General features: G+C 51.9%; 18 protein-coding genes and 1 pseudogene. 7 read left to right on the forward strand and 12 right to left on the reverse strand.

From position 1 onward, the window contains the following. Genes lsrB through lsrG form a run of 3 tightly spaced genes read left to right on the forward strand, consistent with a single transcriptional unit; the run spans window position 1 to window position 2,191 of the window. Complete coding sequence (gene lsrB / locus ACTJI7_RS17535; protein WP_047367089.1) at window positions 1–1,002, forward strand: autoinducer 2 ABC transporter substrate-binding protein LsrB; 1,002 nt, start codon at window positions 1–3, stop codon at window positions 1,000–1,002. An 11-nt stretch (window positions 1,003–1,013) separates the two neighbouring features. Then, window positions 1,014–1,901, forward strand: a complete 888-nt coding sequence (gene lsrF, locus ACTJI7_RS17540) for a 3-hydroxy-5-phosphonooxypentane-2,4-dione thiolase (RefSeq protein ID WP_063155309.1) — start codon at window positions 1,014–1,016, stop codon at window positions 1,899–1,901. Continuing rightward, window positions 1,898–2,191, forward strand: a complete 294-nt coding sequence (gene lsrG / locus ACTJI7_RS17545; protein ID WP_003862606.1) for a (4S)-4-hydroxy-5-phosphonooxypentane-2,3-dione isomerase — start codon at window positions 1,898–1,900, stop codon at window positions 2,189–2,191. Before lsrF ends, lsrG begins: the two co-directional genes overlap by 4 nt. A 46-nt stretch (window positions 2,192–2,237) precedes the next feature. On the opposite strand, the gene ACTJI7_RS17550 is transcribed toward lsrG, so the two are convergent. From ACTJI7_RS17550 to ygjG, 9 genes are all read right to left on the reverse strand, one after another. After that, window positions 2,238–2,864, reverse strand: coding sequence for a hypothetical protein (locus tag ACTJI7_RS17550; protein ID WP_049137050.1), 627 nt, complete (start codon window positions 2,862–2,864; stop codon window positions 2,238–2,240). A 31-nt stretch (window positions 2,865–2,895) separates the two neighbouring features. Beyond that, the gene (locus tag ACTJI7_RS17555; RefSeq protein ID WP_074147987.1) at window positions 2,896–3,633 is read right to left on the reverse strand and encodes a fimbrial biogenesis chaperone; all 738 of its coding nucleotides are present in this window, start codon (window positions 3,631–3,633) and stop codon (window positions 2,896–2,898) included. Beyond that, window positions 3,599–4,129, reverse strand: a complete 531-nt coding sequence (locus ACTJI7_RS17560) for a fimbrial protein (RefSeq protein WP_028014487.1) — start codon at window positions 4,127–4,129, stop codon at window positions 3,599–3,601. The genes ACTJI7_RS17555 and ACTJI7_RS17560 overlap by 35 nt, the downstream gene beginning before the upstream one ends. A 9-nt stretch (window positions 4,130–4,138) precedes the next feature. Then, the gene (locus tag ACTJI7_RS17565) at window positions 4,139–4,681 is read right to left on the reverse strand and encodes a fimbrial protein (RefSeq protein WP_048960488.1); all 543 of its coding nucleotides are present in this window, start codon (window positions 4,679–4,681) and stop codon (window positions 4,139–4,141) included. 9 nt (window positions 4,682–4,690) lie between these two features. After that, the gene (locus tag ACTJI7_RS17570; protein WP_047367092.1) at window positions 4,691–5,707 is read right to left on the reverse strand and encodes a fimbrial protein; all 1,017 of its coding nucleotides are present in this window, start codon (window positions 5,705–5,707) and stop codon (window positions 4,691–4,693) included. Next, the gene (locus ACTJI7_RS17575; protein ID WP_063155310.1) at window positions 5,708–8,326 is read right to left on the reverse strand and encodes a fimbrial biogenesis usher protein; all 2,619 of its coding nucleotides are present in this window, start codon (window positions 8,324–8,326) and stop codon (window positions 5,708–5,710) included. Window positions 8,327–8,375: 49 nt separating this feature from the next. Beyond that, entirely contained in the window at window positions 8,376–9,083 is a 708-nt protein-coding gene (locus ACTJI7_RS17580) for a fimbria/pilus periplasmic chaperone (RefSeq protein WP_028014483.1), read from the reverse strand. A 153-nt stretch (window positions 9,084–9,236) separates the two neighbouring features. Continuing rightward, on the reverse strand, window positions 9,237–9,779 hold the full coding sequence (locus ACTJI7_RS17585; protein ID WP_028014482.1) for a fimbrial protein BcfA: 543 nt from the start codon (window positions 9,777–9,779) through the stop codon (window positions 9,237–9,239). Between the two features lie 484 nt (window positions 9,780–10,263). Next, window positions 10,264–11,643: a putrescine aminotransferase gene (gene ygjG / locus ACTJI7_RS17590; protein WP_063155311.1), complete on the reverse strand. Its 1,380-nt coding sequence runs from the start codon at window positions 11,641–11,643 to the stop codon at window positions 10,264–10,266. A 435-nt stretch (window positions 11,644–12,078) separates the two neighbouring features. Here ygjG and ACTJI7_RS17595 point away from each other — a divergent pair, with 435 nt between their 5' ends. Both ACTJI7_RS17595 and ACTJI7_RS17600 read left to right on the forward strand, forming a co-directional pair. After that, window positions 12,079–13,599 carry a methyl-accepting chemotaxis protein gene (locus tag ACTJI7_RS17595; RefSeq protein ID WP_063155312.1) on the forward strand — a complete coding sequence of 507 codons (1,521 nt, stop codon included), beginning with the start codon at window positions 12,079–12,081 and terminating at the stop codon, window positions 13,597–13,599. 336 nt (window positions 13,600–13,935) lie between these two features. Then, window positions 13,936–15,495: a methyl-accepting chemotaxis protein gene (locus ACTJI7_RS17600; protein ID WP_028014479.1), complete on the forward strand. Its 1,560-nt coding sequence runs from the start codon at window positions 13,936–13,938 to the stop codon at window positions 15,493–15,495. On the opposite strand, the gene ACTJI7_RS17605 is transcribed toward ACTJI7_RS17600, so the two are convergent. Then, window positions 15,492–15,986, reverse strand: a complete 495-nt coding sequence (locus ACTJI7_RS17605) for a PadR family transcriptional regulator (protein ID WP_063155313.1) — start codon at window positions 15,984–15,986, stop codon at window positions 15,492–15,494. The genes ACTJI7_RS17600 and ACTJI7_RS17605 overlap by 4 nt on opposite strands. A gap of 147 nt (window positions 15,987–16,133) precedes the next feature. Between ACTJI7_RS17605 and ACTJI7_RS17610 the strand changes: the two genes are divergently transcribed. Beyond that, window positions 16,134–16,898: a siderophore-interacting protein gene (locus tag ACTJI7_RS17610; RefSeq protein WP_048958934.1), complete on the forward strand. Its 765-nt coding sequence runs from the start codon at window positions 16,134–16,136 to the stop codon at window positions 16,896–16,898. Here ACTJI7_RS17610 and ACTJI7_RS17615 read toward each other — a convergent pair whose 3' ends face one another. Continuing rightward, window positions 16,899–18,068, reverse strand: coding sequence for a DNA repair protein (locus ACTJI7_RS17615; RefSeq protein WP_041908017.1), 1,170 nt, complete (start codon window positions 18,066–18,068; stop codon window positions 16,899–16,901). It abuts the gene before it with no gap. Between the two features lie 610 nt (window positions 18,069–18,678). On the opposite strand from ACTJI7_RS17615, the gene ACTJI7_RS17620 reads away from it, so the two are divergent. Next, window positions 18,679–20,142, forward strand: coding sequence for a hypothetical protein (locus ACTJI7_RS17620; protein WP_136431118.1), 1,464 nt, complete (start codon window positions 18,679–18,681; stop codon window positions 20,140–20,142). A gap of 10 nt (window positions 20,143–20,152) precedes the next feature. On the opposite strand, the pseudogene ACTJI7_RS17625 reads toward ACTJI7_RS17620, so the two are convergent. Further along, window positions 20,153–21,136: pseudogene (locus ACTJI7_RS17625) on the reverse strand (phage integrase). Between the last annotated feature and the right edge of the window lie 5 nt (window positions 21,137–21,141).

Consider the following 21,141-nt stretch of genomic DNA (forward strand, 5'->3'; position numbering starts at 1 on the left):
ATGAAAACAAAACTGCTCGTCCTGGCAATGGCCCTCAGCTTCGCTTCGGCGCAGGCGGCGGACCGCATTGCCTTTATCCCCAAGCTGGTGGGCGTGGGTTTCTTCACCAGCGGCGGCAACGGCGCGAAAGAGGCGGGGAAAGATCTTGGCGTGGACGTGACCTACGACGGCCCGACAGAGCCGAGCGTTTCCGGCCAGGTGCAGCTCATCAATAACTTCGTCAACCAGGGCTACAACGCCATTATCGTCTCCGCCGTGTCGCCGGACGGCCTCTGCCCGGCGCTGAAGCGCGCGATGCAGCGCGGCGTGAAGGTGCTGACCTGGGATTCCGACACCAAACCGGAGTGTCGCAGCATTTATATCAACCAGGGGACGCCGGAACAGCTCGGCGGCCTGCTGGTGGAGATGGCGGGTAAGCAGGTCACCAAGCCGAATGCCAAAGTGGCGTTCTTCTACTCCAGCCCCACCGTCACCGACCAGAACCAGTGGGTGAAAGAGGCGAAGGCCAAAATCGAGAAAGATCACCCCCAGTGGCAGATCGTGACCACCCAGTTTGGCTATAACGACGCCACCAAATCTCTGCAGACCGCCGAGGGGATCTTAAAAGCGTATCCGGATCTGGACGCGATAATCGCGCCGGACGCCAACGCCCTGCCGGCGGCGGCGCAGGCGGCGGAAAACCTGAAGCGGGAAGGGGTGGCGATTGTCGGCTTCAGCACGCCGAACGTCATGCGTCCATACGTTGAGCGCGGGACGGTGAAAGCCTTCGGCCTGTGGGATGTCGTACAACAGGGCAAAATTGCGGTCAATGTCGCCGATCGTCTGCTGAAAAAAGGCGATCTTAACCCTGGCGACAGCGTGGACGTAAAAGGTATCGGCGCGCTGAAGGTGGAGCCGAACAGCGTGCAGGGCTATCAGTATGAGGCGAAGGGCAACGGCATCGTGCTGCTGCCGGAGCGGGTGGTGTTCACCAAAGAGAACATCAGCAAATACGATTTCTGACGGGGGAGCAAATGGCTGATTTAGACGACATCAAAGACGGCAAGGATTTTGGTATCGGCACGCCGCAGCAGAATGTGCCGTTCACGCTGAAGGGCTGCGGCTCGCTGGACTGGGGCATGCAGTCCCGCCTGGCGCGTATCTTCAACCCGAAGAGCAACCGCACGGTGATGCTGGCCTTTGACCACGGCTACTTTCAGGGGCCGACCACCGGCCTTGAGCGTATCGATCTCTCCATCGCCCCGCTGTTTGGCGAAACTGACGTGCTGATGTGTACCCGTGGCATTCTGCGAAGCCAGGTGCCCGCCGCGACTAACAAACCGGTGGTGCTGCGCGCCTCCGGCGGTAACTCCATTCTGGGCGAGCTGTCGAACGAGTGCGTGGCGGTGGCAATGGAGGATGCCCTGCGCCTGAACGTCTGCGCGGTGGCGGCGCAGGTGTATATCGGAAGCGAGTTTGAGCATCAGTCGATTAACAACATCATTAAGCTGGTGGACGCGGGCGCACGCTACGGCATGCCAACGCTGGCGGTAACGGGCGTCGGCAAGGAGATGGCACGTGACGCGCGCTACTTCTCGCTCGCCAGCCGCATCGCCGCCGAAATGGGGGCGCAGTTCGTCAAAACCTACTACGTGGACGAGGGCTTTGAAAAAGTGACCGCCAGCTGCCCGGTGCCGATCGTTATCGCCGGGGGCAAAAAGCTGCCGGAGCTCGAGGCGCTGGAGATGTGCTGGCGGGCGATTGATCAGGGGGCGTCCGGCGTGGACATGGGGCGCAATATCTTCCAGTCCAGCGCGCCGCTCGCCATGCTGAAGGCGGTGAAGAAAGTGGTACACGAGAACTGGAAAGCCCGTGATGCGTTCCAGTTCTGGCAGGACGAGAAACAGGGAGAAGCAAAATGAACGTGACTCTGGTTGAGATTAACATCAAGCCCGAGCGGGTGGACGAGTTCCTGGAGGTGTTTCGCGCCAACCACGAGGGAGCAATCAAGGAGCCGGGAAACCTGCGCTTTGACGTGTTGCAGGACCCGAGGGTGAAAACCCGGTTCTTTATCTACGAGGCCTACAAAGACGAAGAGGCGGTGCTGGCGCATAAGCAAACCCCGCACTATCTGGCGTGCGTGGATAAGCTTGAGGAGTTGATGTCGGAGCCGCGTAAGAAACGCAGTTTTGTGGGGCTGTTGCCGGAGTAATTCGATGCCCGATGACGCACTCATGCGCGTCATCGGGCATCCTGGCTTATCCTTTGGCTTTCTGGATCGCCATGATTAATGCATCGGAAGAGACGTTTCCTGACATGACGCTAATGCGCTGAATGACCGGATCTTTTTCCTGAGGTAAAACCACAAACGCCGGCGCGTTGGCAAAACCGATCTGCTTCACGAGCTTCACATTGTCCTGTAACACTTTGTTTGCCGACCCGGCCGAAGGCAATTTTTTAAAGATAAAACGGATATCCGGGTTGGCATGGATAAGCGTTTCTGTGACGTTGCAGTTCACGCATTGCTCATCCACAAAAGACACCACGGCGACTTTTGCGTTGGCGGGCCCGACAACAGGATCGCCGCCAGCAAGCAGCTGCTCGCGATGGAGGATGACATTTTGCACCATGGCCTGTTGCTGCGCTATCTCCTGACGCTGGCGAAGGCTTTCCCCTGCCGCAACTAAAAACTCAGGATGTTCAGCGAGATAGGTAGAGACAATTTCACCCATTTTTTCAGGATGGGCGGCGAAATACGCTTCGGCGGCTTTTCCTGTTTGTTCAATCTGCTGTGGCGTTGCTTGCTCTGCCTGCGCTGCGGCTGAGAAAGTCAGGGTCGCAGCCAGCAGAAGCGAAAGGCGACGAAGGGAGGTTGAAACTTCCATTGATATTATTCCGTAAAAGAGAGAGACGGGACTAGGACGCCAGTGCCTGTGTACGAACAGGCATAATGCGTCCATAGTCATTAATCGCTTGCCAGCGCACCTGGCATACCCCTGGGTCTGGACAACCCTCGAGCGCTCGCTCGCTAAAAGGGGCGACAAGGCCGCCATCAGCGATGCGCTTACCGCCGAGGCTGAGCTGATAAAGCGTGATGTAGTAAGGCGTCGGATTATTCACAACGACGTTTTTTTTGTTTCGTGACCAGCGTAAGGCCTGATAAGCATCATCGGGATTGCCGGTGAGCCCGGTGGGCCGATAAAAAAGTTTAAAGCGTGAACGTACCGCCGTTTGCACACCCGTGGTGTGCGGGTTAGCGGAAGGGATCGCCGCAACGTTTAACGTGAACAGCGTTTCCCGGTTCTCGGGTAACTTTCCTCCCGTAAATATCAGCCGAATCGTGTTTTCGCGTTGCGGACGCAATGAGAACAGCTGCGGCGTGGCCACAAATGCGGATTGAACCCCGTGTGGGGCATCCGCCCCAGTCCACAGGCCACCCGGCTCGACTTTGGTGTAGATCAGATACGATTCGTCAGAAGGGTTACGCACGGAAAAGCTGATCGATTTCTCACGTTCCGGATAGACAAACCGCGTTCCGCCGATCACCACGCCAGCTTGCGCCTGAAGCATGATGGTGGAGAGAAAAAAGAGAAGCAGGATCTTCGCCGGATAAACACACTTACGCATAATTGAGAATAAAGGTTGTCGTCGCATTTGCCGTTCCCGTGGTGACCTTGTTTGCGGTGGCAACATAGCGGGCGTAAAACTGGAGAGTCGCGTCGCTTTGATTAGGAATAATCATCGTCTTCTGGCTTTTACTTCCCATAGAGATGAGCGACTTGTCCTGGTTGTAAATTCCTACGCCGATACCGGTTGCGTAGCCTTCACCGCCGATGAGCGTCAGTAAATCCGGGTTTGCTGTATCGGGTGTGCCGTCAAAGGTAATACTGACTGAGCCTTCTGTTCCGGCACAGTTTTCCACATTAATAGCAAACGGATGATAATCAGCGCCCATACCTGACTGGGTGAAATATTTACTTTGCACGCTGTCCATTGTGACGGTCAGGTTCTGAGAATCAGGCGCGATACTGCACGTCTTTTTATGGATCACGCCAGTGATATAAATTGTACCGTCGTGCGCCAGTGTACGCGCTGAAAAAAATGGCACCAGAAAAAGCGCGGTGAATATTATTGTGAAAAACTTTTTCATTTCCGCATCCTACTGATAGAGCAGATCAAAATACATGATGGCCGTAGCATTCCCTGTCGTAACCTCGGGCAGGGTCGATTTGTACCGTAAATTAAACGTCAGGCTATTATCTCCCTGCTTTAAGGGATAAATTTCGGATTCCGTATTATTTATTTTAATCGGATTCATTCCGGCATTGAGAAGCTCTACGCCAACGCCCGTCGCCATTTCGCCAGCCGTTCCTTTACCCGTGTCGCTGAGCGCCAGCAGGTCCGAGTTATTGGTATCCGGCATACCGCTGAACCAGATTTTTGTCCCCTGAATGGCGCGTGAACAATTTTTAAGATCGATCGTGAACGCTTTTTCCGGTGTCGTTGTTCCGGTTGCGGGAAATTCAGATATATCGAATGCGCCTAAATCAACCGTTTGTTCTTTACTGTTCACATCAACTTCACACGATTCGCCGATAATTGTGCCGTATATCTGGAGGTTAACTGTAAAACCCTCATCGGCGTACGTTGTTGCTATGCCAGAGAACAGCGTCGCCAGGGCGACAAAATACAAGACTCTCATTTTTCACCCTTACGCAAAATCGATACGTAAACAGGCCAACGCAGTAAACAGACCTTCTGCCGGGGCCTTCCCTGTCGTGCTGATGGGGTAGGTTTTTAACGTGACATCAGCATGGCCCGAACTATCAGTAATAAAATCAGCGGTGCTGGAGGCGTCGTTAGGTATCATGACGGTGCCATTTTCGTTGGTTACCACCACGCCGACATCTTTATTATCCGTAGCGATCGCCTGGCCGACGTTGCTGTCTGCGTTGGCGACCAGTCGAAGCGTAAGATGCGCAGGCGAAATCACGTCCGCATTACACTCGATGGGAACATTAAAGGTTTTTACCGGCGCATTAGAAGGTTTCTCACCCGCTTTCGTGAATGAAGAACTGTTGAGTTTTCCCAGGTCAACCGTAATGATTTGCCCCGCATTAATGATGCAGTTTTGCGGCACCGTGACCGCGCCGCTGTATGTTATTTGATAAACAATATCATTCAACGGGTCGGTATTTTCGGTGGTGATATAAACATTAAACATCACTTTACTGGGGATAATGACCGTGCCGATAAAAGGTTTGATAATTTTTAACCGGAATACCAGGTTGGAGTCATATACCGGGAAAGGTATGTTCATATCCTCTTTATCCACCCTGTAATCTTTACCCATATGGATATAGTCTCCAGGCGGAAAATATTCACCAATTTCGGAATCGGTTATCCGCATCGCCCCTGCAATATAGATCGGGTCAAGATTCATATACTGCCACTGGTCTTCCGTGAAAATCACCGGGTAGGTATTCCTGTATGAGCGATAGGTACGGGAATCGCCATCTGGATGATAGTCACATATGGCGTTTACGCCCACATCCTGTGATTTAACCAGTTCAACTGCCTGCCCCAGCTGGTTTTGTTCTTTTGTCAGCGTGGCCGTCAGATCGTAATTCACATTCGTAATGCTGTGATCAAAGTTATGGCAAACCGCTGCCAGACTTTGCGTAGAAGCCGTAAGGCTGAGTAATAAAAAAATAATGCGTACTTTCACTTATCGGCACTCCGCTTTTAAACGCACGAGGGACTGCTTTGTTTCACTTAGCTTGTAAACGGCAACACATTTTTTATCATCTGTGTCGCCCCATTGCGCTGTCAGACTCCCTGTTTCGCCCAGCCCAGACAGATACGCTTCGCCGTTATCGCCTACGATGGTGTCCCCACCTTCATCGCTGCGCGTAACAACCGCGCCAAAGGGCACAGGGCGCCCGTTATGCATGAGTGCAATCATCGCGCGCGTTCCTGAGCGCGCCTTAAAGGTGGCGCGAACCAGGGCGCCCTGGGTTGGAACAACGTGGGTTACAGCCTCGTCAATGTCCAGATCGTCGCTGAGCGAGTTGGTGTTCAGCGCCATGCGGTTACGATGGTATGCGCTGGCATACGGCACAACCGCATAACCACGCCAGTCGGTGTGGATCCCTGGGCCGTCTTCGACCTTAACGTTACTGGCGCCCGGCGCGGCGATCAGGACATTGGTATCCCCCAACGGCTGGCTTAAGGTGATGCCGTTGCGATGCGCGACGATACCGCCGCTGAGGCCGTAGTTGATCTGTTGATAATCGCCATTGTTACTGTAGTTGTACCCCAGGCTCGCATTACCGTAGGCGCTATCATATTCCGTGCTGATGCTTCCACTGGCACCGGTATGTTGGTTCTGATATCCCTGCTGAACGCTGTAGCTGAGGTTATTGTCTTCAAGCAGCGTTCCGTTGATGCCGGCAGTATTATTGACCCTGCCGTCGTTATCGGTGCTCATGCCGTATGTGGCGTAAATGCTGTTTAAACGTTTGGTCACATCTCCACCTGGATGAAGCCACAGATTGAGCGGGAAGGAGAGCGTTAAAGAATAAATACGATCGCTTTCACTCATGCCAGGGGATTTATTGTAGTTGTAGGTCAGGTTATAGGTTACGCCCGCAACCGTTCCGCTATAACCCAGCTGAATAAGCGTATTTTTTTCATCGGTATGCCAGTACGTTTGCTGGCTGCCGTTGAGGAAAATCGACCCGGCAGTGCCCAGCTGTTGGGAAATATTGGCCTGCAGCTTGCCGCGTTTGGTGTAGTACAGATTGTAATAATCGGTCCACACGGGCTGATTGTCGTCGGTGTGGTCGTTGGGATCGTCCTGGCCGACATAACCCTTCATTTGCTTATAGGTGGTTTCATCCAGGGTATAAAAACCGGATGTGGAATAGCGATAGCCTAACAGCTGGAAATTGGTGCCCATGCCGTTCAACGATTTTGCATATAAGAAACGTATTGATTGCCCGTTATGTGAGCTACCGTCGCTCAGTTCGCTTTGTGCGGAGGTGAGATCGGCCGATACGGCGCCAAAATTCCCCAGGTTCACCCCGGTACCCAACGCAAAGGCAGAGTATTTTTCCGTCAGCTGCGTACCACCGTAGACGGTAAATCCTTTTGGTAACCCCCAGATAAGTGTTCCCTGGACAAAGTTTGTGTCCTCCTGCTGATCGCTGTTACTGCGATAGCGGGCGGCAGTGGCGGCATATTTTACGGTGCCTTCACGCTGTAAAACCGGAACCGCGGAATAGGGCACAGAGTAGCTGCTGATCGTTCCGTCAGATTCTTTGACCTCTACATTCAGGTCACCGCTGGAGGAGGTGGGGTACAGATCGTTAATGGCAAACGCCCCGGGCGGCACATAGCTTTGATAAATGGTGTAACCGTTTTGTTTGATGGTGACCTGGGCGTTGGATTTAGCGATCCCATGAATGGTTGGCGCAAAACCTTTCATACTATCAGGCAGCATGTTGTCATCAGAATTGATCTGCACCCCGCGGAATGGCAGGCTGTCGAAGACATCCGAAGTGGTATAGTTCTCGCCGATTGTTAGCTTGCTTTTTAGCGGGATAACGGCACGTTCAACATAGGTTTTAATGTGTTCCCAGTTGGTGTAGGTCTCTGAGCCGCTGCTGTTGTAGCTCCATGTAGAGAAATCCCGCAGCCGCCACGGCCCCAGGTTTAATCCACTGTTAAGTCCCAGAAAATAGTTGTCTGTCGTCGAACCGTAATCACCGCTATTGTGACTATGCGAACCCGAAAAGTCATAATTCAGCAACAGGGCGTTAATGCCTTCGTCCCATTGCTCAGGGGGAATGTACCCGCGCGCGTTATTACGCAGCGCCGCTTGCGGAATACTGATATTCAGGCGCTGGTGTTCAAAATCAAAAAATGTGGTGGCAGCGGGAATGGCTGCCGGCAAATCGACACAGTTGCCCGCTTTTTCGTCCTTAAGACCGGGTAAGACATCGACATTTACCCCCATCGCATCAAGTGACTTACGCGAGAGGCAGGGCGTCAGCCCCGTATCGTCATCCGTAGGTGTTGAATTTTTGCGCACGTTAAACGTCACGTCGCGCGTGGCTAAAAAATTGTCATTCAGCCATACGTCCACGCGATAGACCCCTGGCGCCTGACCAGCATTACTAAAACGTGATAAATCAGCAACCGCCGCAGGATCGCTTGAAAGAAAGGCAGGGTTGAAATAATAGCCCGCATCCGCATTAACGGATGCGAATGCGCCGAGCATGGCCAGCGTGAGAGGGGCCAAACGATGATTGACTATCCTTGTCTGATACTTGCGAAACTTCATTTTTCTCTGCCTGCTTCAACGCGCTATGTTCGGTATTTTTCCGGGAAAATTATGCTCCAGGGCATGTCTGAACAGGGGTGGTAGCACCGAAATCGTTAACGGTCTGGAACGTCACCTGGCTCCCGCTACCGGCAGGTAGATCAACGACCAGGCTGTTCATTGGCGGAACCATGTTATTGGTTAACTTTGCGTTTCCCGCTTTGAATTGCACCAGCGACACGTAATAAGGCGACGCGTTTTTGATGGTCAACTTGCCGTTACTGACCGTGCAGCGCAGCGCCTTTGGCGCGTCAATTGACGGGGTAGGCAATTTTTTTGGGCGAATAAAAAGCTTAATGACGCTCTGCGTCGCAATCTGCAATGTATTTCCCTGCAACTTACTTTTATCCACGGCCGGGATAGCTTTGCTGTTGAAATAAAAAACGCTTTCTCTGTCTTTCGGCAAATCTGGGCCAGCGTACATAATCCTGATGGTGTTTTCTTTTTTAGGATGCATAACAAAAAGTGGAGGCGTAACAATAAAGTCTGTGGACTTCGATTGATCGGCGTTCGCAACCCACGATTGCACCAGGAAAGCATTGCTTTGAGACGAGTTCGTAATAGGTAACGAAATCTGTTTATCACCCTGAGGGTAAATAATACGCGTTGCGCCCAGGCCTATCCCCCCAGCGTGAGCCGTAGTCAGCACCGTAGCTGCGAATAAAAAAGAATGCGTAATCAGCTTCGTTATCAAAGATACAGTATTAATTCGTTTCATTTATATATCACTTCATTGAATACATAATCAAATACATAGAATAAAACATGCCGTTTAAGCCTATGTATTTAATCTATATAAAACGGTCGGTTATATTAAAAATCCCTCCTTCGTACAGGCGTACGAAGGAGGGATGACAGCATCCTAATTCGATTAGGAATAAACCATCTGGAAGGTAGCGGTAGATGCTACGTTACCTGGTGTTGCTGCGCCTGTAGCGATGTAGTCAACGCTCAGTGGGATAATGTTTTCACCGTTGATCAGGCCGATTGCAGAAGAGGTGGTACCCAGATCCAGGTTTTTACCGTCCGGTCCAAACAGCTGCAGAGCCACGTTCTGTGCGGAACCTGCACCCGCGGTATTCGCCATAGCGCCCGGCTGAGTAGCATCCTGCTGCGCGTTGAAAATAACCGCTGCGTTCTGGCTGACAGTGGTGTCGCAATCTTCCAGTTTAATGTTGAAATCTTCTTTCTGATTCGCCAGCATTCCGCTTTGAGTCAGCTTCACGGTACGAACCTGGCTCAGGATAACGGTCTGGTCAACAGAATCGGCAGCAACTGAACAGGCAGCGTTAACAACCTGACCGACGAAATTAACGGTACCGCCGCTTACTGTGGTGGTGTCTGCCTGTGCGTTCATCATCACGCCGCTTGCCATAGATGCAGCAACAACCATTGCTAAAACATGCTTTTTCATACAAATCCTTTTAAATAAAAAGTTTTCTGTCAAGTTGAAACAAAATTAAAGGTGACTTAATACAAGACTATTCAGATTAAAAATCATGAATATACAGAATCATACAGTACGCTGTGTTTTGCACATTCTCGTGATGTTCCGAAAGCGTATTTTATGAGGCGAGGCATATTATATCAATCTATTGCTGGTTGATTTTTGCTTAGAAATTCTTAAATGGGTTTTAATTAAAAATTTATTAGTTTTTAGAATGGGAGGGTATGTTTGATGAGCTATTTAGCCTGATTTAGTAAGGTGCAATCGCCGAGAGTGATATTTCTGCATTGTTATTGAACGCTATCCTTTTATTAAAATTAAATATTAATTTAAAACGGGAATTGTTCTTTAGGGCAATGTAAGAGTGATTTTCAATATGCCATGTTTAATTACAAATTGAAATGAAATTAGAGTGGATATAACTCCCTCCTCCATAAGAGGAGGGATTAAATCATACTTCTTCTACTCTTACCCGCAGCGCTGCCAGCGCCTTGCGCGCCGCCTTCAGCACCTGCTCACATTGATCAATGGTCAGCGTCAGCGGTGGCTCAATGCGGATGGTTTTCGAGTTATTGAGCGTGCCGGCTACCAGCACTCGCTGGCGGAACATCTCGCTCGCGAAGCTGTAGCCGATTTCATTGTCGACAAACTCGATTGCCATCAGCATTCCTTTGCCGCGCGCCTCCTGCACCAGATCCGGGTACTCACGCCCCAGCTGGCGGAAGCCGTCCAGCAGCATGTCGCCTTTCTGCTCCGCCTGCGCAGGCAGGTTTTGCTCCAGCAGCACGTTTATGGTGGCCAGCGCCGCCGCACAGGCCAGCGGGTTACCGCCAAAGGTGGTGGTGTGCAGGAACGGATTGTCGAACAGCACCGAGAACACCTCCTCGGTGGCAACCGTTGCACCAATCGGCATCACGCCGCCGCCGAGCGCCTTCGCAAGACACAGTATGTCCGGCTGAACGTTCTCGTGCTCGCAGGCAAACATCCTGCCGGTGCGCCCCATCCCGGTCTGCACTTCGTCGAGGATCAGCAGCGCGCCAAACTCATCGCACAGCTGACGCACGGCGGGCAGGTAGCCCTGTGGAGGCAAAATCACGCCGCCTTCACCCTGAATCGGCTCGAGGATCACCGCCGCCACGTCGTCACCGGTTTTACGGCATTCGCTCAGCACGGTGCGCATGGCGTTAATGTCGCCAAACGGCACGTGGCGGAAGCCCGGCAGCAGCGGCATAAACGGTTTGCGGAAAGTGGATTTGGCGGTCGCAGACAGTGCCCCCAGGGATTTCCCGTGGAACGCGCCGCTGGTGGCGATAAAGGTGAATTTCCCGCGTGGCGACTGGTACGCCTTGGCGAGCTTGATCGCCGCCTCGACCGACTCGGTGCCGCTGTTGCTGAAGAAGCTGTATTTCAGCTTGCCGGGCGTTAAGGCCGCCAGCGTTTTCGCGAGCATGGCGCGAAGCGGGTCGAGCAGTTCCTGACTATGGAGAGGTTGTTTCGCAAGTTGATTCTGTACGGCGGAAACCACTACTGGATTACGGTGCCCCACGTTAAAGATACCGAAACCACCCAGGCAATCTATAAACTCCTGTCCCTGGGTGTCGACAAGCGTGTTGAGACTTCCCGCTTGCCACTCTACGGCTCCGTAATCCCCGCCGGCGGTAACAGATTTGCGATACTCCAGAAAACCAGGATTCACATGCTCTTTAAAATAATCGATGACCTCTCGGTTAAGTTGTTTCATCTCCTCATGATCGAGCGTTCGCTTCTCAATGAGATTCAGTGCGTGCGCGGTACAGGCAAGAGCCGAGGCGCTGGAAGGTAACCTGTTCAAAATATGCTCCCGGGGATCGCGTATCACATGATACTGAGTTAAGTATTGCAGGGATTACGCCACTTCAGATGACTTAACGAAAATCGGGATAAACGCCAGGTTAAAATTATGTTGCGCAATATTTAATCATGCCGGAGCAATCGAAACGGGATTTAGGGGTACAGGGCAACCCGCATTCTCAGGTGCACAAAAAGGCAATTGCACTAAAGGAGTGCATGGCTTGCGGCTTAAGTGGGCGTTAACAGGTCATGCTTTATAGATAATTTCTTTACGAAAGTATTTGGAATCAATGAATTATAAAATCTCACAAAAAGTGCGGTTTAAGTGAAATCTGCGATCTCCATCAAGTTTAACAACTAAAGATAAATTGTTTACCGCCGAAAAAACAATAAACCACAAAATTAACATTCGAATAACCTGCAAGGAATGCCCGTCATGTCTTCTCCTTCCTGTGTCACCCAGAATAATTATCCTCTGGACGATGACACCACCTTAATGTCGACCACCGACGTCCACAGCTATATGACCCATGCAAACGACACCTTTGTGCAGGTGAGCGGCTATCAGCTTGATGAGCTGATGGGCCAGCCGCACAATCTGGTGCGCCATCCCGACATGCCAAAAGCGGCGTTTGCCGATATGTGGTACACCCTGCAGCAGGGTGAGCCGTGGAGCGGCATTGTCAAAAACCGGCGTAAAAATGGCGATCATTACTGGGTGCGCGCGAATGCGGTACCGATGGTGCGGAATGGGCATGTGACGGGGTATATGTCGATCCGCACCAAAGCCACGGAGGAAGAGATCGCTGCCGTAGAGCCGCTCTACCGGGCGCTGAATAACGGGAGCTGTAAAAAACGCATCCAAAAAGGACTGGTGGTGCGTAAGGGCTGGTTGGGTAAACTTCCTTCCATGCCGCTACGCTGGCGCGTACGCAGCGTGATGGCGGCGCTCTTTGCCGCGCTTGCCGCTACCCTGGTGACCACCTCCGCAGGCTGGGTGCCGCTCGCCGCGGCCGCCGTGGTAACGCTGCTGGGAACGCTGCTGTTTGAGCAACAGATTGTCCGCCCGATCGAAAACGTCGCGCATCAGGCGCTGAAGGTGGCGACCGGCGAGCGCAACAGCGTGCAGCATCTGAACCGCAGCGACGAGCTGGGGCTGACCCTGCGCGCGGTAGGACAGCTGGGGCTGATGTGCCGCTGGCTCATCAATGACGTCTCAAGCCAGGTGATGAGCGTCCGTGACGGCAGCGACAGGCTGGCGCAGGGGAACGAAGCGCTGAACGATCGTACGCGTCAGACCGTGGCGAACGTGCAGCAGACCGTCGCAACGATGAACCAGATGGCCGCTTCCGTTCAGAGCAACTCAGAAACCGCCGCCGAAGTGGACAAACTCTCCGTCGCCGCGAGCAGCGCGGCGACGAAAGGCGGCAACGCGATGCAGACCGTGGTGAAAACGATGGATGACATCGCCGATAGCACGCAGCGCATCGGCTCGATTACCTCCCTGATTAACGACATCGCTTTCCAGACCAATATCCTGGCGCTGAATGCGGCCGTTGAAGCGGCAAGAGCCGGCGAGCAGGGGAAAGGCTTTGCCGTGGTCGCGGGGGAAGTGCGCCACCTTGCCAGCCGCAGCGCGAATGCGGCTAACGATATCCGCAAGCTGATTGATGCCAGCGCCAGCAGGGTACAGTCCGGCTCGGAGCAGGTGCACGCCGCAGGCCGCACGATGGATGACATTGTCGAGCAGGTGAAAAACGTCACGCAGCTCATCGCGCAGATCAGCCACTCGACGTCCGAACAGGCGACCGGGCTGTCAGAGCTAACCCGCGCGGTGGCGGAACTGGACAGCATTACGCAAAAAAATGCCGACCTGGTCGAGGAGAGCGCGCATATCTCTGCCATGGTGAAACACCGCGCCGGGCGTCTTAAGGATGCGGTGACGGTGCTCCATTGAGCCAGTAATGTTCCGGAAAAGTCGTTTATACCGTAAGGAATAAACGGCTTTTTTATTTGTGGTTGTGACTATTAATGTTTTTTATTGTTAATGAGATATTAAATAACTAAAGAAAATGTCTCAGTTATTTATCCCTGCCTAAGTCAGTTTTCCCCGATGCTATTTTGCAAAACACTGTTCTGGTGGTCTGGTAACGATCGATGGGGCGGAATTAATAGCCTTTACCTATCCATTGTGATGGTTATGAAATAAAAAAACGATCAAAGTCATAAAGTTAGCGGATTCGTTACCGATAACAGCGATCGTCTGAGAAATAATCACATCGATGGAGTAAATATGTTCTTACATGACGTAAAGATCGGCACGAAATTATTTCTGGCGTTTGGATTCTTTATTGTCCTGATGGTGATCAGCGCCAGTATGTCCTTACTGAGCCTGAACCGGGCAAACAACGGGATGCAATCCATCATTACCCATGATTATCCCACCACGGTTAAAGCGAACCAGTTAATCGACAACTTCCAGGAATTTATTAGCACTCAGCAGCTCATGCTGCTGGATGAACAGGGGACGTACACGGCACAGTCGCAGCAGCATCTTAAAGAGATCAGCGAGCATATCACGGTGATTTTGGGCGAGCTGAATACGGTGTTGCAGGACCCGAAATCGCAGCAGGTCCTTGCCGAGATCCGCGACGTTCGTCAGCAGTATCTGGACTCGCGCTATCGCATTTTGCAGGCGGTGCAGAATAATGACCGTGCGGGTGCTATCCAGGAGATGATGACCCATACCCTCACCGTGCAGCAGGCCTATAAAGCTAAAGTGCAGGAGCTGATTGCGATTCAGAACCATGAGATGCAGAGCGCGGGGGCGCAGGTGGAAGGAGACTTCAGGTCCAGCCGACTGCTACTGATCCTGATCACCCTCTTTAGCGTCGCCGCTGGCAGCCTGATTGGCTGGTTTATCGTGCGCGCTATTACCCGCCCACTCGGCGAGGCGGTGAATTTTGCCAATGCCATTTCAGAGGGCGACCTGACGGGCAGCATCACGCCGCACGGCAAAGACGAAACGGGCCTATTGCTGCACGCGCTGATGGAGATGAAAAACCGCCTGCTGGATATTGTGCAGCAGGTGCAAACGGGCTCGGAGAATATCTCCAGCGCAGCCGCGCAGATTGTCGCTGGTAACCAGGACCTTGCCGCGCGCACCGAGGAGCAGGCAAGTTCCGTTGAGCAGACCGCCGCCTCGATGGAGCAGATCACCGCGACGGTGAAAAACACCGCCTCGCACACCGGGGAAGCGACTAATCTCTCGGCAGATGCCGCCACGGTGGTCAAAAACAACGGGGAGATGATGAAGCAGGTGACCAGCAAAATGCGCCTGATTAACGAGACGTCGAACCGGATGTCCGACATTATCGACCTGATCGACGCTATTGCGTTCCAGACCAACATTCTGGCGCTGAACGCGGCGGTGGAAGCGGCGCGTGCGGGCGAGCACGGCCGCGGCTTCGCGGTGGTTGCCGGTGAGGTTCGCCAGCTTGCCCAGAAGAGCGCGTCGTCTGCCAGTGAAATTCGCGAGCTGATCGAGAGCTCCACTAGCCAGACCCAGGACGGGATGAATCTGGTGGAAAAAGCGAGCGCGTTGATCAACGGCATGGTCGGCAACGTGGAGGAGATGGACACGATCCTGCGCGAGATCCGCCAGGCCAGCCACGAACAGACGGAGGGGATCTCGCAGATCAACAGCGCGATTGGCCTGATTGATGCCACCACCCAGCAGAACTCTGCGCTGGTGGAGGAGTCCGTCGCGGCGGCGGCATCCCTTAACGAGCAGGCGATGCACCTGAAAGAGTTGGTACGCGTATTCCGAGTGAGCGAGCACGCGCCAGCTTAATCCAGCTGGGAGATCTCCAGCGCCGCGCGGTCGATTATGCCGATAATCTGCTTGAGCTGCGCGTCGCTGAGCTCTCCCTGATTTACCTTCAGGTCTAACACCGCTTTAAAGTTATCCAGCGCCCGCTTCATCTGCGGGTTTTTGCGCAGCTCAAAGCCGACGCTGCGCGCCTTAATACGCACCTGGATCTGTTCCAGCTGTTCCAGGTTTTCGTCCAGCCAGCGCTGTCCTTCAGCGGTAATCGCAATCTTCTTACGACCGCTCTCTTCTTCCGTAATGGTGATAAAGGTTTGATCCTGCAGATATTCCAGCGTCGGGTAGATCACACCGGGGCTCGGCGTGTAGTTCCCCTGGGTCAGGTTCTCGATCTCTTTGATCAGCTCATAGCCGTGGCTGGCGCTGCGGGTCAGGATATCCAGAATCACCAGTCGCAGGTCGCCGTGGCCGAAAAAGCGCGGTCGGCGTCCGCCGCCGTCGTGTTCATGTCGCATGTTGTGTCTCTTAATTTGATATATCTAAACTATATCTAAGATATATTCAGATGCAATCTAAAAAATCTTGCTTTTTTACTGATTAGTAATCATTATCATTTAAAAATCAATTCCGATATATCGTATTTACCAGAGAAGAGGCTAAAAATGGCATCTACCCGTTACCCACAGCGCGTGCGTAATGACCTGCGCTTTCGCGAGTTGACGGTGCGCCGCGTTGAACGCGTTAGCGCAGGCTTTCAGCGCATTGTTTTAGGCGGCGAGGCGCTGGAGGGCTTTAGCTCCCGCGGCTTCGACGACCACACCAAAGTCTTTTTCCCTGCACCTGGCACCACGTTTGTCCCGCCGAAGGTCACCGATGAAGGCATCGACTGGGGCGACGGCGTACGTCCACAGGCGCGCGACTATACGCCGCTGTACGATGAGGCAAATCATGAACTGGCGCTCGATTTCTTCATTCATGACGGCGGGATTGCCAGCGGCTGGGCAGTCGAGGCGAAGGTGGGCGACAGGTTGACGATCGGCGGCCCGCGCGGTTCGCTGGTAGTGCCGGAGGATTACGCCTGGCAGCTGTACGTGTGCGACGAGTCCGGCATGCCGGCGCTGCGTCGACGTTTAGAGAGCATTGCTAAACTGCCGGTTTGTCCGGAGATTCACGCGGTGGTGACCGTAGGTGACGAATCTTATAAGGACTATCTGGCGCACCTGAGTGATTTCAACATCACCTGGGTGGTGGGCCACAGCGAGCAGGCAGTGGCTGACCGTCTGGCGGCGCTGGCCGTGCCGGCGGAGGATTACTTTATCTGGCTGACCGGAGAAGGGAAGGTGGTAAAAAGCCTGAGCCGCCAGTTTGAAACCAACGCGATTGACCAGCATCTGGTGCGTGCCAGCGCATACTGGCACGCTAAATAATCAGGCTGCCGAATCCATCTGCGCTTCGTTAACCTGGTGTTCGAGCGAGGCGCATACCTCTTTTAGCGCTTTCTCCTGCTGAGCAAAGTACGCTTCCATATTGCTCAGCGACGATACCAGCAGCCAGGACTCCTCTTTTTCCAGCTCCGCCAGCTCGTTCACTAAGGTGTCGATTTGCTCGCGGACCTGCGCCATTTTTTTGCGGATACGCTCCAGATCGTTCAGCCTGTCGCTCGCCATCAATGGCTCGAACCCCTGCTGCAGGCGGGCCACCAGCGAGCGAATGGTTTTGACGTCGCCGCGCTGTTTGGCCTGGTTGAGCTGCACCATCATCGCGTTGGCTTCCTCTTTCAGATCGTCTGCGACTAAATCCGGATGGCAGAGCTTGCTCGCCTGCCGCCAGAGGCGCTTGAGTTCGTTCTGATCTTCTTCCGAGAGATGTTTGCCCTTGCGCAGCCGCACTTCGGCATCGTGATGCTGTTCGCGATACTTCTCGTACTCTTCGTTGGCCTCGTCGCGCGCCTGACGCGCGGGCTCTTCTTCGCGCGTTAAGCCGCTTTCCAGTTCGAGCGCTTCGGCCAGCAGGTTGGCAATCAGATTGCTTTGCTGCTCCAGATGCTTACGCGCCTGAGCGGCCTGGACGGAGTCAGCCGGGAGATCGCGCCAGCGCTGGGTAAGCGTCGCCAGCACCTCCACCGCCTGCGCCATATAGCGCTGACAGCGGCGGTAATCCTCCTCGCGACGACGTGCCTCCGCCTGCTGACGACGCAGGTTCAGCTCCGCCAGCGTTTTACGCAGGGCGAGGATCTGCTGCATCAGCGGTCCGAGGCGGGAGAAATAGAGATCGTTGAACTCATCAAGCTGCTGCACGCGCGCGTTGCGGCGGTCAATCAGATCGCGCAGACGCTCTTCCAGCGCCTTCAGCTCCAGCTTGCTGGCGGCTACCTGTGGGTCACGCCACTGGGTCACGGCGCGTTGGCCCTGCAGCCAGGCGGTTATGGCCGCCATGGCCGAGGTATAGTTCTTTTCCTCAAGCGCCACGACGATTGCCTGTAGCTCATCGTCAAACGCTTCATTTTTCAGGCGTGTCAGCTGGCTCTGGATGATGTCGTCATCTTCCAGTTCAATGGCATTTTTAATGATTTCTAGCCGTTTGATCGGTGTGCTCATGATGCCTTTCGCTTTGGCGCTTAAGTATTTGAGTTAAGGGTAGTTGTTGTAAAAGCTACAGGAAATAATACACACGGATGATGATCGGCGCGATGGGGGATTTCTTTAGATTTGCAGTTTGTGAGGGTGAGCTGCAGGCCGGGCTACGTGTGATTGATTCCGTATGTGCTTGCATAGGGGGCAGCAAAATCAAAGGAGGGATACAGCCTGGCGAATGCTTGGGGGAAAACTCAGGGGACAACAAGATGGTACCCGTTATTCAGCCAACAAAAAAGCCACTCGCTAGAGTGGCTTAATCATATGATTCTAAAACTAAAATTTGGTGGCCCCTGCTGGACTTGAACCAGCGACCAAGCGATTATGAGTTCCTACCTGAACAATAGAAAATCAATAGTTTGCGTTATTTATTATTGACATAAATTGCCAGCGTTTGCCAGTGATTAGACATTATCAGCTATTTCTACCGCCACTTTATCGCCACTTATCAAATTGCCTTTAAGCGACAACCTAGCCTTTATAGCGTGACTAACACTTGCCTGATATCAAAAATGATAACATGCAAGTTAGTTAATCTTGAATGCATAAACCGCATAAGCTAGGTGGAATCACGGTGGGTGAAAAAAATATTAAAAATCAAAATGTTGAAGATGAGTATGCTGCATTTTTTGAACGCTTCAATCATAGACATGATGCACCATTAGTCAAAGAGATAAAAACAGCATACCGTTGGTTTATTGATGTAATGGGTGAAGATAAATGGGTTGAGCGTCGTGGGGCTGTTTTGGCTTACTTCCGCGAAATGTCGGAGCGCCTTTTCACAGGAAAATCTGACGTTTCTTTCCATGAGAAAGATGCACGGCTGGCATTCTATGATGACTGGATTGCATGGTATTTGTACTTAGTTGAATCTTTGGCTGATCGCCCAACAGTAGATGAGCCAGCTCAATCGTCAAGAATTTGGCATTTTTTCGCAGTTATCGGTGAACATAGCGAAAAGTTGAAGCAGGTCAAAGGTATTGAATCCAAATTAAATGACTTGCTTGTTAAGACAATTAATCAACCTGATTCCATTTTGTTTGAGTTGATTGTGGCTATCTGCTATTTGAAAAATGGCTGGCAAGTTGAGTTCATTCCAGAAACAGGTGCTCATAAAACACCAGACCTCAAAGTTGTTAAAGGCGCTGATATTTTTTATGTTGAGTGCAAGCGATTAGCAAAGGTGACTCAGTATTCAGAAGAAGAAAGGGCGGAGTGGTTGAAGCGGTGGGAAATGGCTCGACCATTGATTACTCGATACCATAAGCCAGTTTTTTTTGATGTGATTTTTAAAACTGAAATAGTACAAACACGTATCGATGTGCTTCTCGGTGCTGTAGCAAAAATTTACGGCTCTGATCATCTTGTGAAAGGTAAGGTTGCAGTATGTGAGAGCGATGTTATTTTGGTCCAGGCTAACTTAATTGATATGGAACGGGTGGATAATCATTTAAGAAAGTGGCATGTGAAATATCCTTCTCCTCAGTTAAATTCCTTATTAGATGACCAGTATGACCCGTTTGGAAGTTATACAATGGTTTGCAACGCCAAGTTATGCACTTTTAGCAATGATGAACTTAGTACAATAAACGTATTCATTGATGAGATAGAAATGCCTTTCTGCGCAAAATGGATTTGTCTCGCTGATGAGTCTGTCGATAAAAAAGCAAAAGATATAAAAAGGGTACTTGTTCAGGCTGTAAAGCAGGCACCGATTGGAGAATCAACAATAATTCATATTGGATATGAAACCTTGCATGGCCCTGAGGTCGAATTTGCACGTGATATGAAAATTTGCGAATTGATTTCTGATTTTAACTTTATGGGTAAAGATATAGCTGCAATCTACTGTCATTCTTTCCAGCCGCGCCTGCTTGCAGATGAGAATTGGGACTTTGCCGAAACAGTAAGATACTTTAGCCAGAGTCGAAATGCCGAGACAATTCTTGAGCAAAAACTGCTTACTGATGTTGAAGGAACGATCAAATCTGACGATACGCATTGGGCTCAAGATTTAAGAGAGATGCTCGGCAAATGACTTAATGGAGCTAATCTCTGTTGTTGTTCAGTGGGTTTAGCCTCACAGCATCCTCCAGATGGTCTGGTGCGAAATGTGCGTAACGCATTGTCATTTTGATGTCGGTATGACCGAGCACGCGCTGCAAGACCAGAATATTACCTCCATTCATCATAAAGTGACTGGCGAAGGTGTGGCGTAAAACATGGGGAAGTTGCCCTGCCGGTAATTCGATGTCTGTTCTTTCCTGCGCAGACCGGAACGCGCCATAATAATCACTAAACAATTTCCCTTTTTTATCATCAGGCAGAGACTCATAGAGCTCTTTGCTAATTGGAACGGTGCGGTTTTTTTTTGCCTTTCGTGTTGATGTATGTGATTTTGTATTTCGCAAGCTGGCTTTTTCTCAGGCTCTCGGTCTCAGACCACCGTGCGCCAGTGGCGAGACAAATTCTTACCACAGTTTCTAAATCAGGGTAGTCATGCCGTTTACACTCTCCTGGCAGTAGCGATATCTGGTAGTGAGTTAGCCAGGCCATTTCCATTTCTTATATGCGGAATGGGCGCATGTTTTTCAGTGGGTTTTCACCCTTCCATTCTCCGAGGCGGTTTAGCTCATTGAATACAGACCGGAAGTAGGCCAGTTCAAGATTAAGCGTGCGAGGCGAAACGTCTTTCACTCTGTTTGAACGGACGTATTCACCTTTTAACCGTTTTTCTCGGTAGCGGGAAAACATCTGGGCATCGAAATCGCGTGCAAGTGGTTCGCCCATACACTCAAAAGCATGGTGCATGGTTAGCTGGCACTTCAAGCCGTCTTTCAATGTAATACCATGAGCCCTATACCATGAATCAACGAGTTCTTTTAACGTGCGCCTGTCTTACTTTTCTTCAGCCACGGGTTTTGAACGGTGTACTGTTCAAACGCCAGAGCCTCGCCCTTTGTAGCGAATTTCTTTCTGATACGTTTGCCTTTTGCACCGTTTGGGTATGCGCGCCGGTTAAAATGCCGCAGTACGT

Source organism: Enterobacter sp. 22499 (assembly GCF_052044815.1).
GTDB lineage: Bacteria > Pseudomonadota > Gammaproteobacteria > Enterobacterales > Enterobacteriaceae > Enterobacter > Enterobacter bugandensis.

What these genes read in the sequence shown, in the direction of transcription:
- lsrB (WP_047367089.1), top strand. Translation starts at nt 1, where the DNA reads ATGAAAACAAAACTGCTCGTCCTGGCAATGGCCCTCAGCTTCGCTTCG.
- lsrF (WP_063155309.1), top strand. Translation starts at nt 1,014, where the DNA reads ATGGCTGATTTAGACGACATCAAAGACGGCAAGGATTTTGGTATCGGC.
- lsrG (WP_003862606.1), top strand. Translation starts at nt 1,898, where the DNA reads ATGAACGTGACTCTGGTTGAGATTAACATCAAGCCCGAGCGGGTGGAC.
- ACTJI7_RS17550 (WP_049137050.1), bottom strand. Translation starts at nt 2,864, where the DNA reads ATGGAAGTTTCAACCTCCCTTCGTCGCCTTTCGCTTCTGCTGGCTGCG.
- ACTJI7_RS17555 (WP_074147987.1), bottom strand. Translation starts at nt 3,633, where the DNA reads ATGCGACGACAACCTTTATTCTCAATTATGCGTAAGTGTGTTTATCCG.
- ACTJI7_RS17560 (WP_028014487.1), bottom strand. Translation starts at nt 4,129, where the DNA reads ATGAAAAAGTTTTTCACAATAATATTCACCGCGCTTTTTCTGGTGCCA.
- ACTJI7_RS17565 (WP_048960488.1), bottom strand. Translation starts at nt 4,681, where the DNA reads ATGAGAGTCTTGTATTTTGTCGCCCTGGCGACGCTGTTCTCTGGCATA.
- ACTJI7_RS17575 (WP_063155310.1), bottom strand. Translation starts at nt 8,326, where the DNA reads ATGAAGTTTCGCAAGTATCAGACAAGGATAGTCAATCATCGTTTGGCC.
- ACTJI7_RS17580 (WP_028014483.1), bottom strand. Translation starts at nt 9,083, where the DNA reads ATGAAACGAATTAATACTGTATCTTTGATAACGAAGCTGATTACGCAT.
- ACTJI7_RS17585 (WP_028014482.1), bottom strand. Translation starts at nt 9,779, where the DNA reads ATGAAAAAGCATGTTTTAGCAATGGTTGTTGCTGCATCTATGGCAAGC.
- ACTJI7_RS17595 (WP_063155312.1), top strand. Translation starts at nt 12,079, where the DNA reads ATGTCTTCTCCTTCCTGTGTCACCCAGAATAATTATCCTCTGGACGAT.
- ACTJI7_RS17600 (WP_028014479.1), top strand. Translation starts at nt 13,936, where the DNA reads ATGTTCTTACATGACGTAAAGATCGGCACGAAATTATTTCTGGCGTTT.
- ACTJI7_RS17605 (WP_063155313.1), bottom strand. Translation starts at nt 15,986, where the DNA reads ATGCGACATGAACACGACGGCGGCGGACGCCGACCGCGCTTTTTCGGC.
- ACTJI7_RS17610 (WP_048958934.1), top strand. Translation starts at nt 16,134, where the DNA reads ATGGCATCTACCCGTTACCCACAGCGCGTGCGTAATGACCTGCGCTTT.
- ACTJI7_RS17615 (WP_041908017.1), bottom strand. Translation starts at nt 18,068, where the DNA reads ATGAGCACACCGATCAAACGGCTAGAAATCATTAAAAATGCCATTGAA.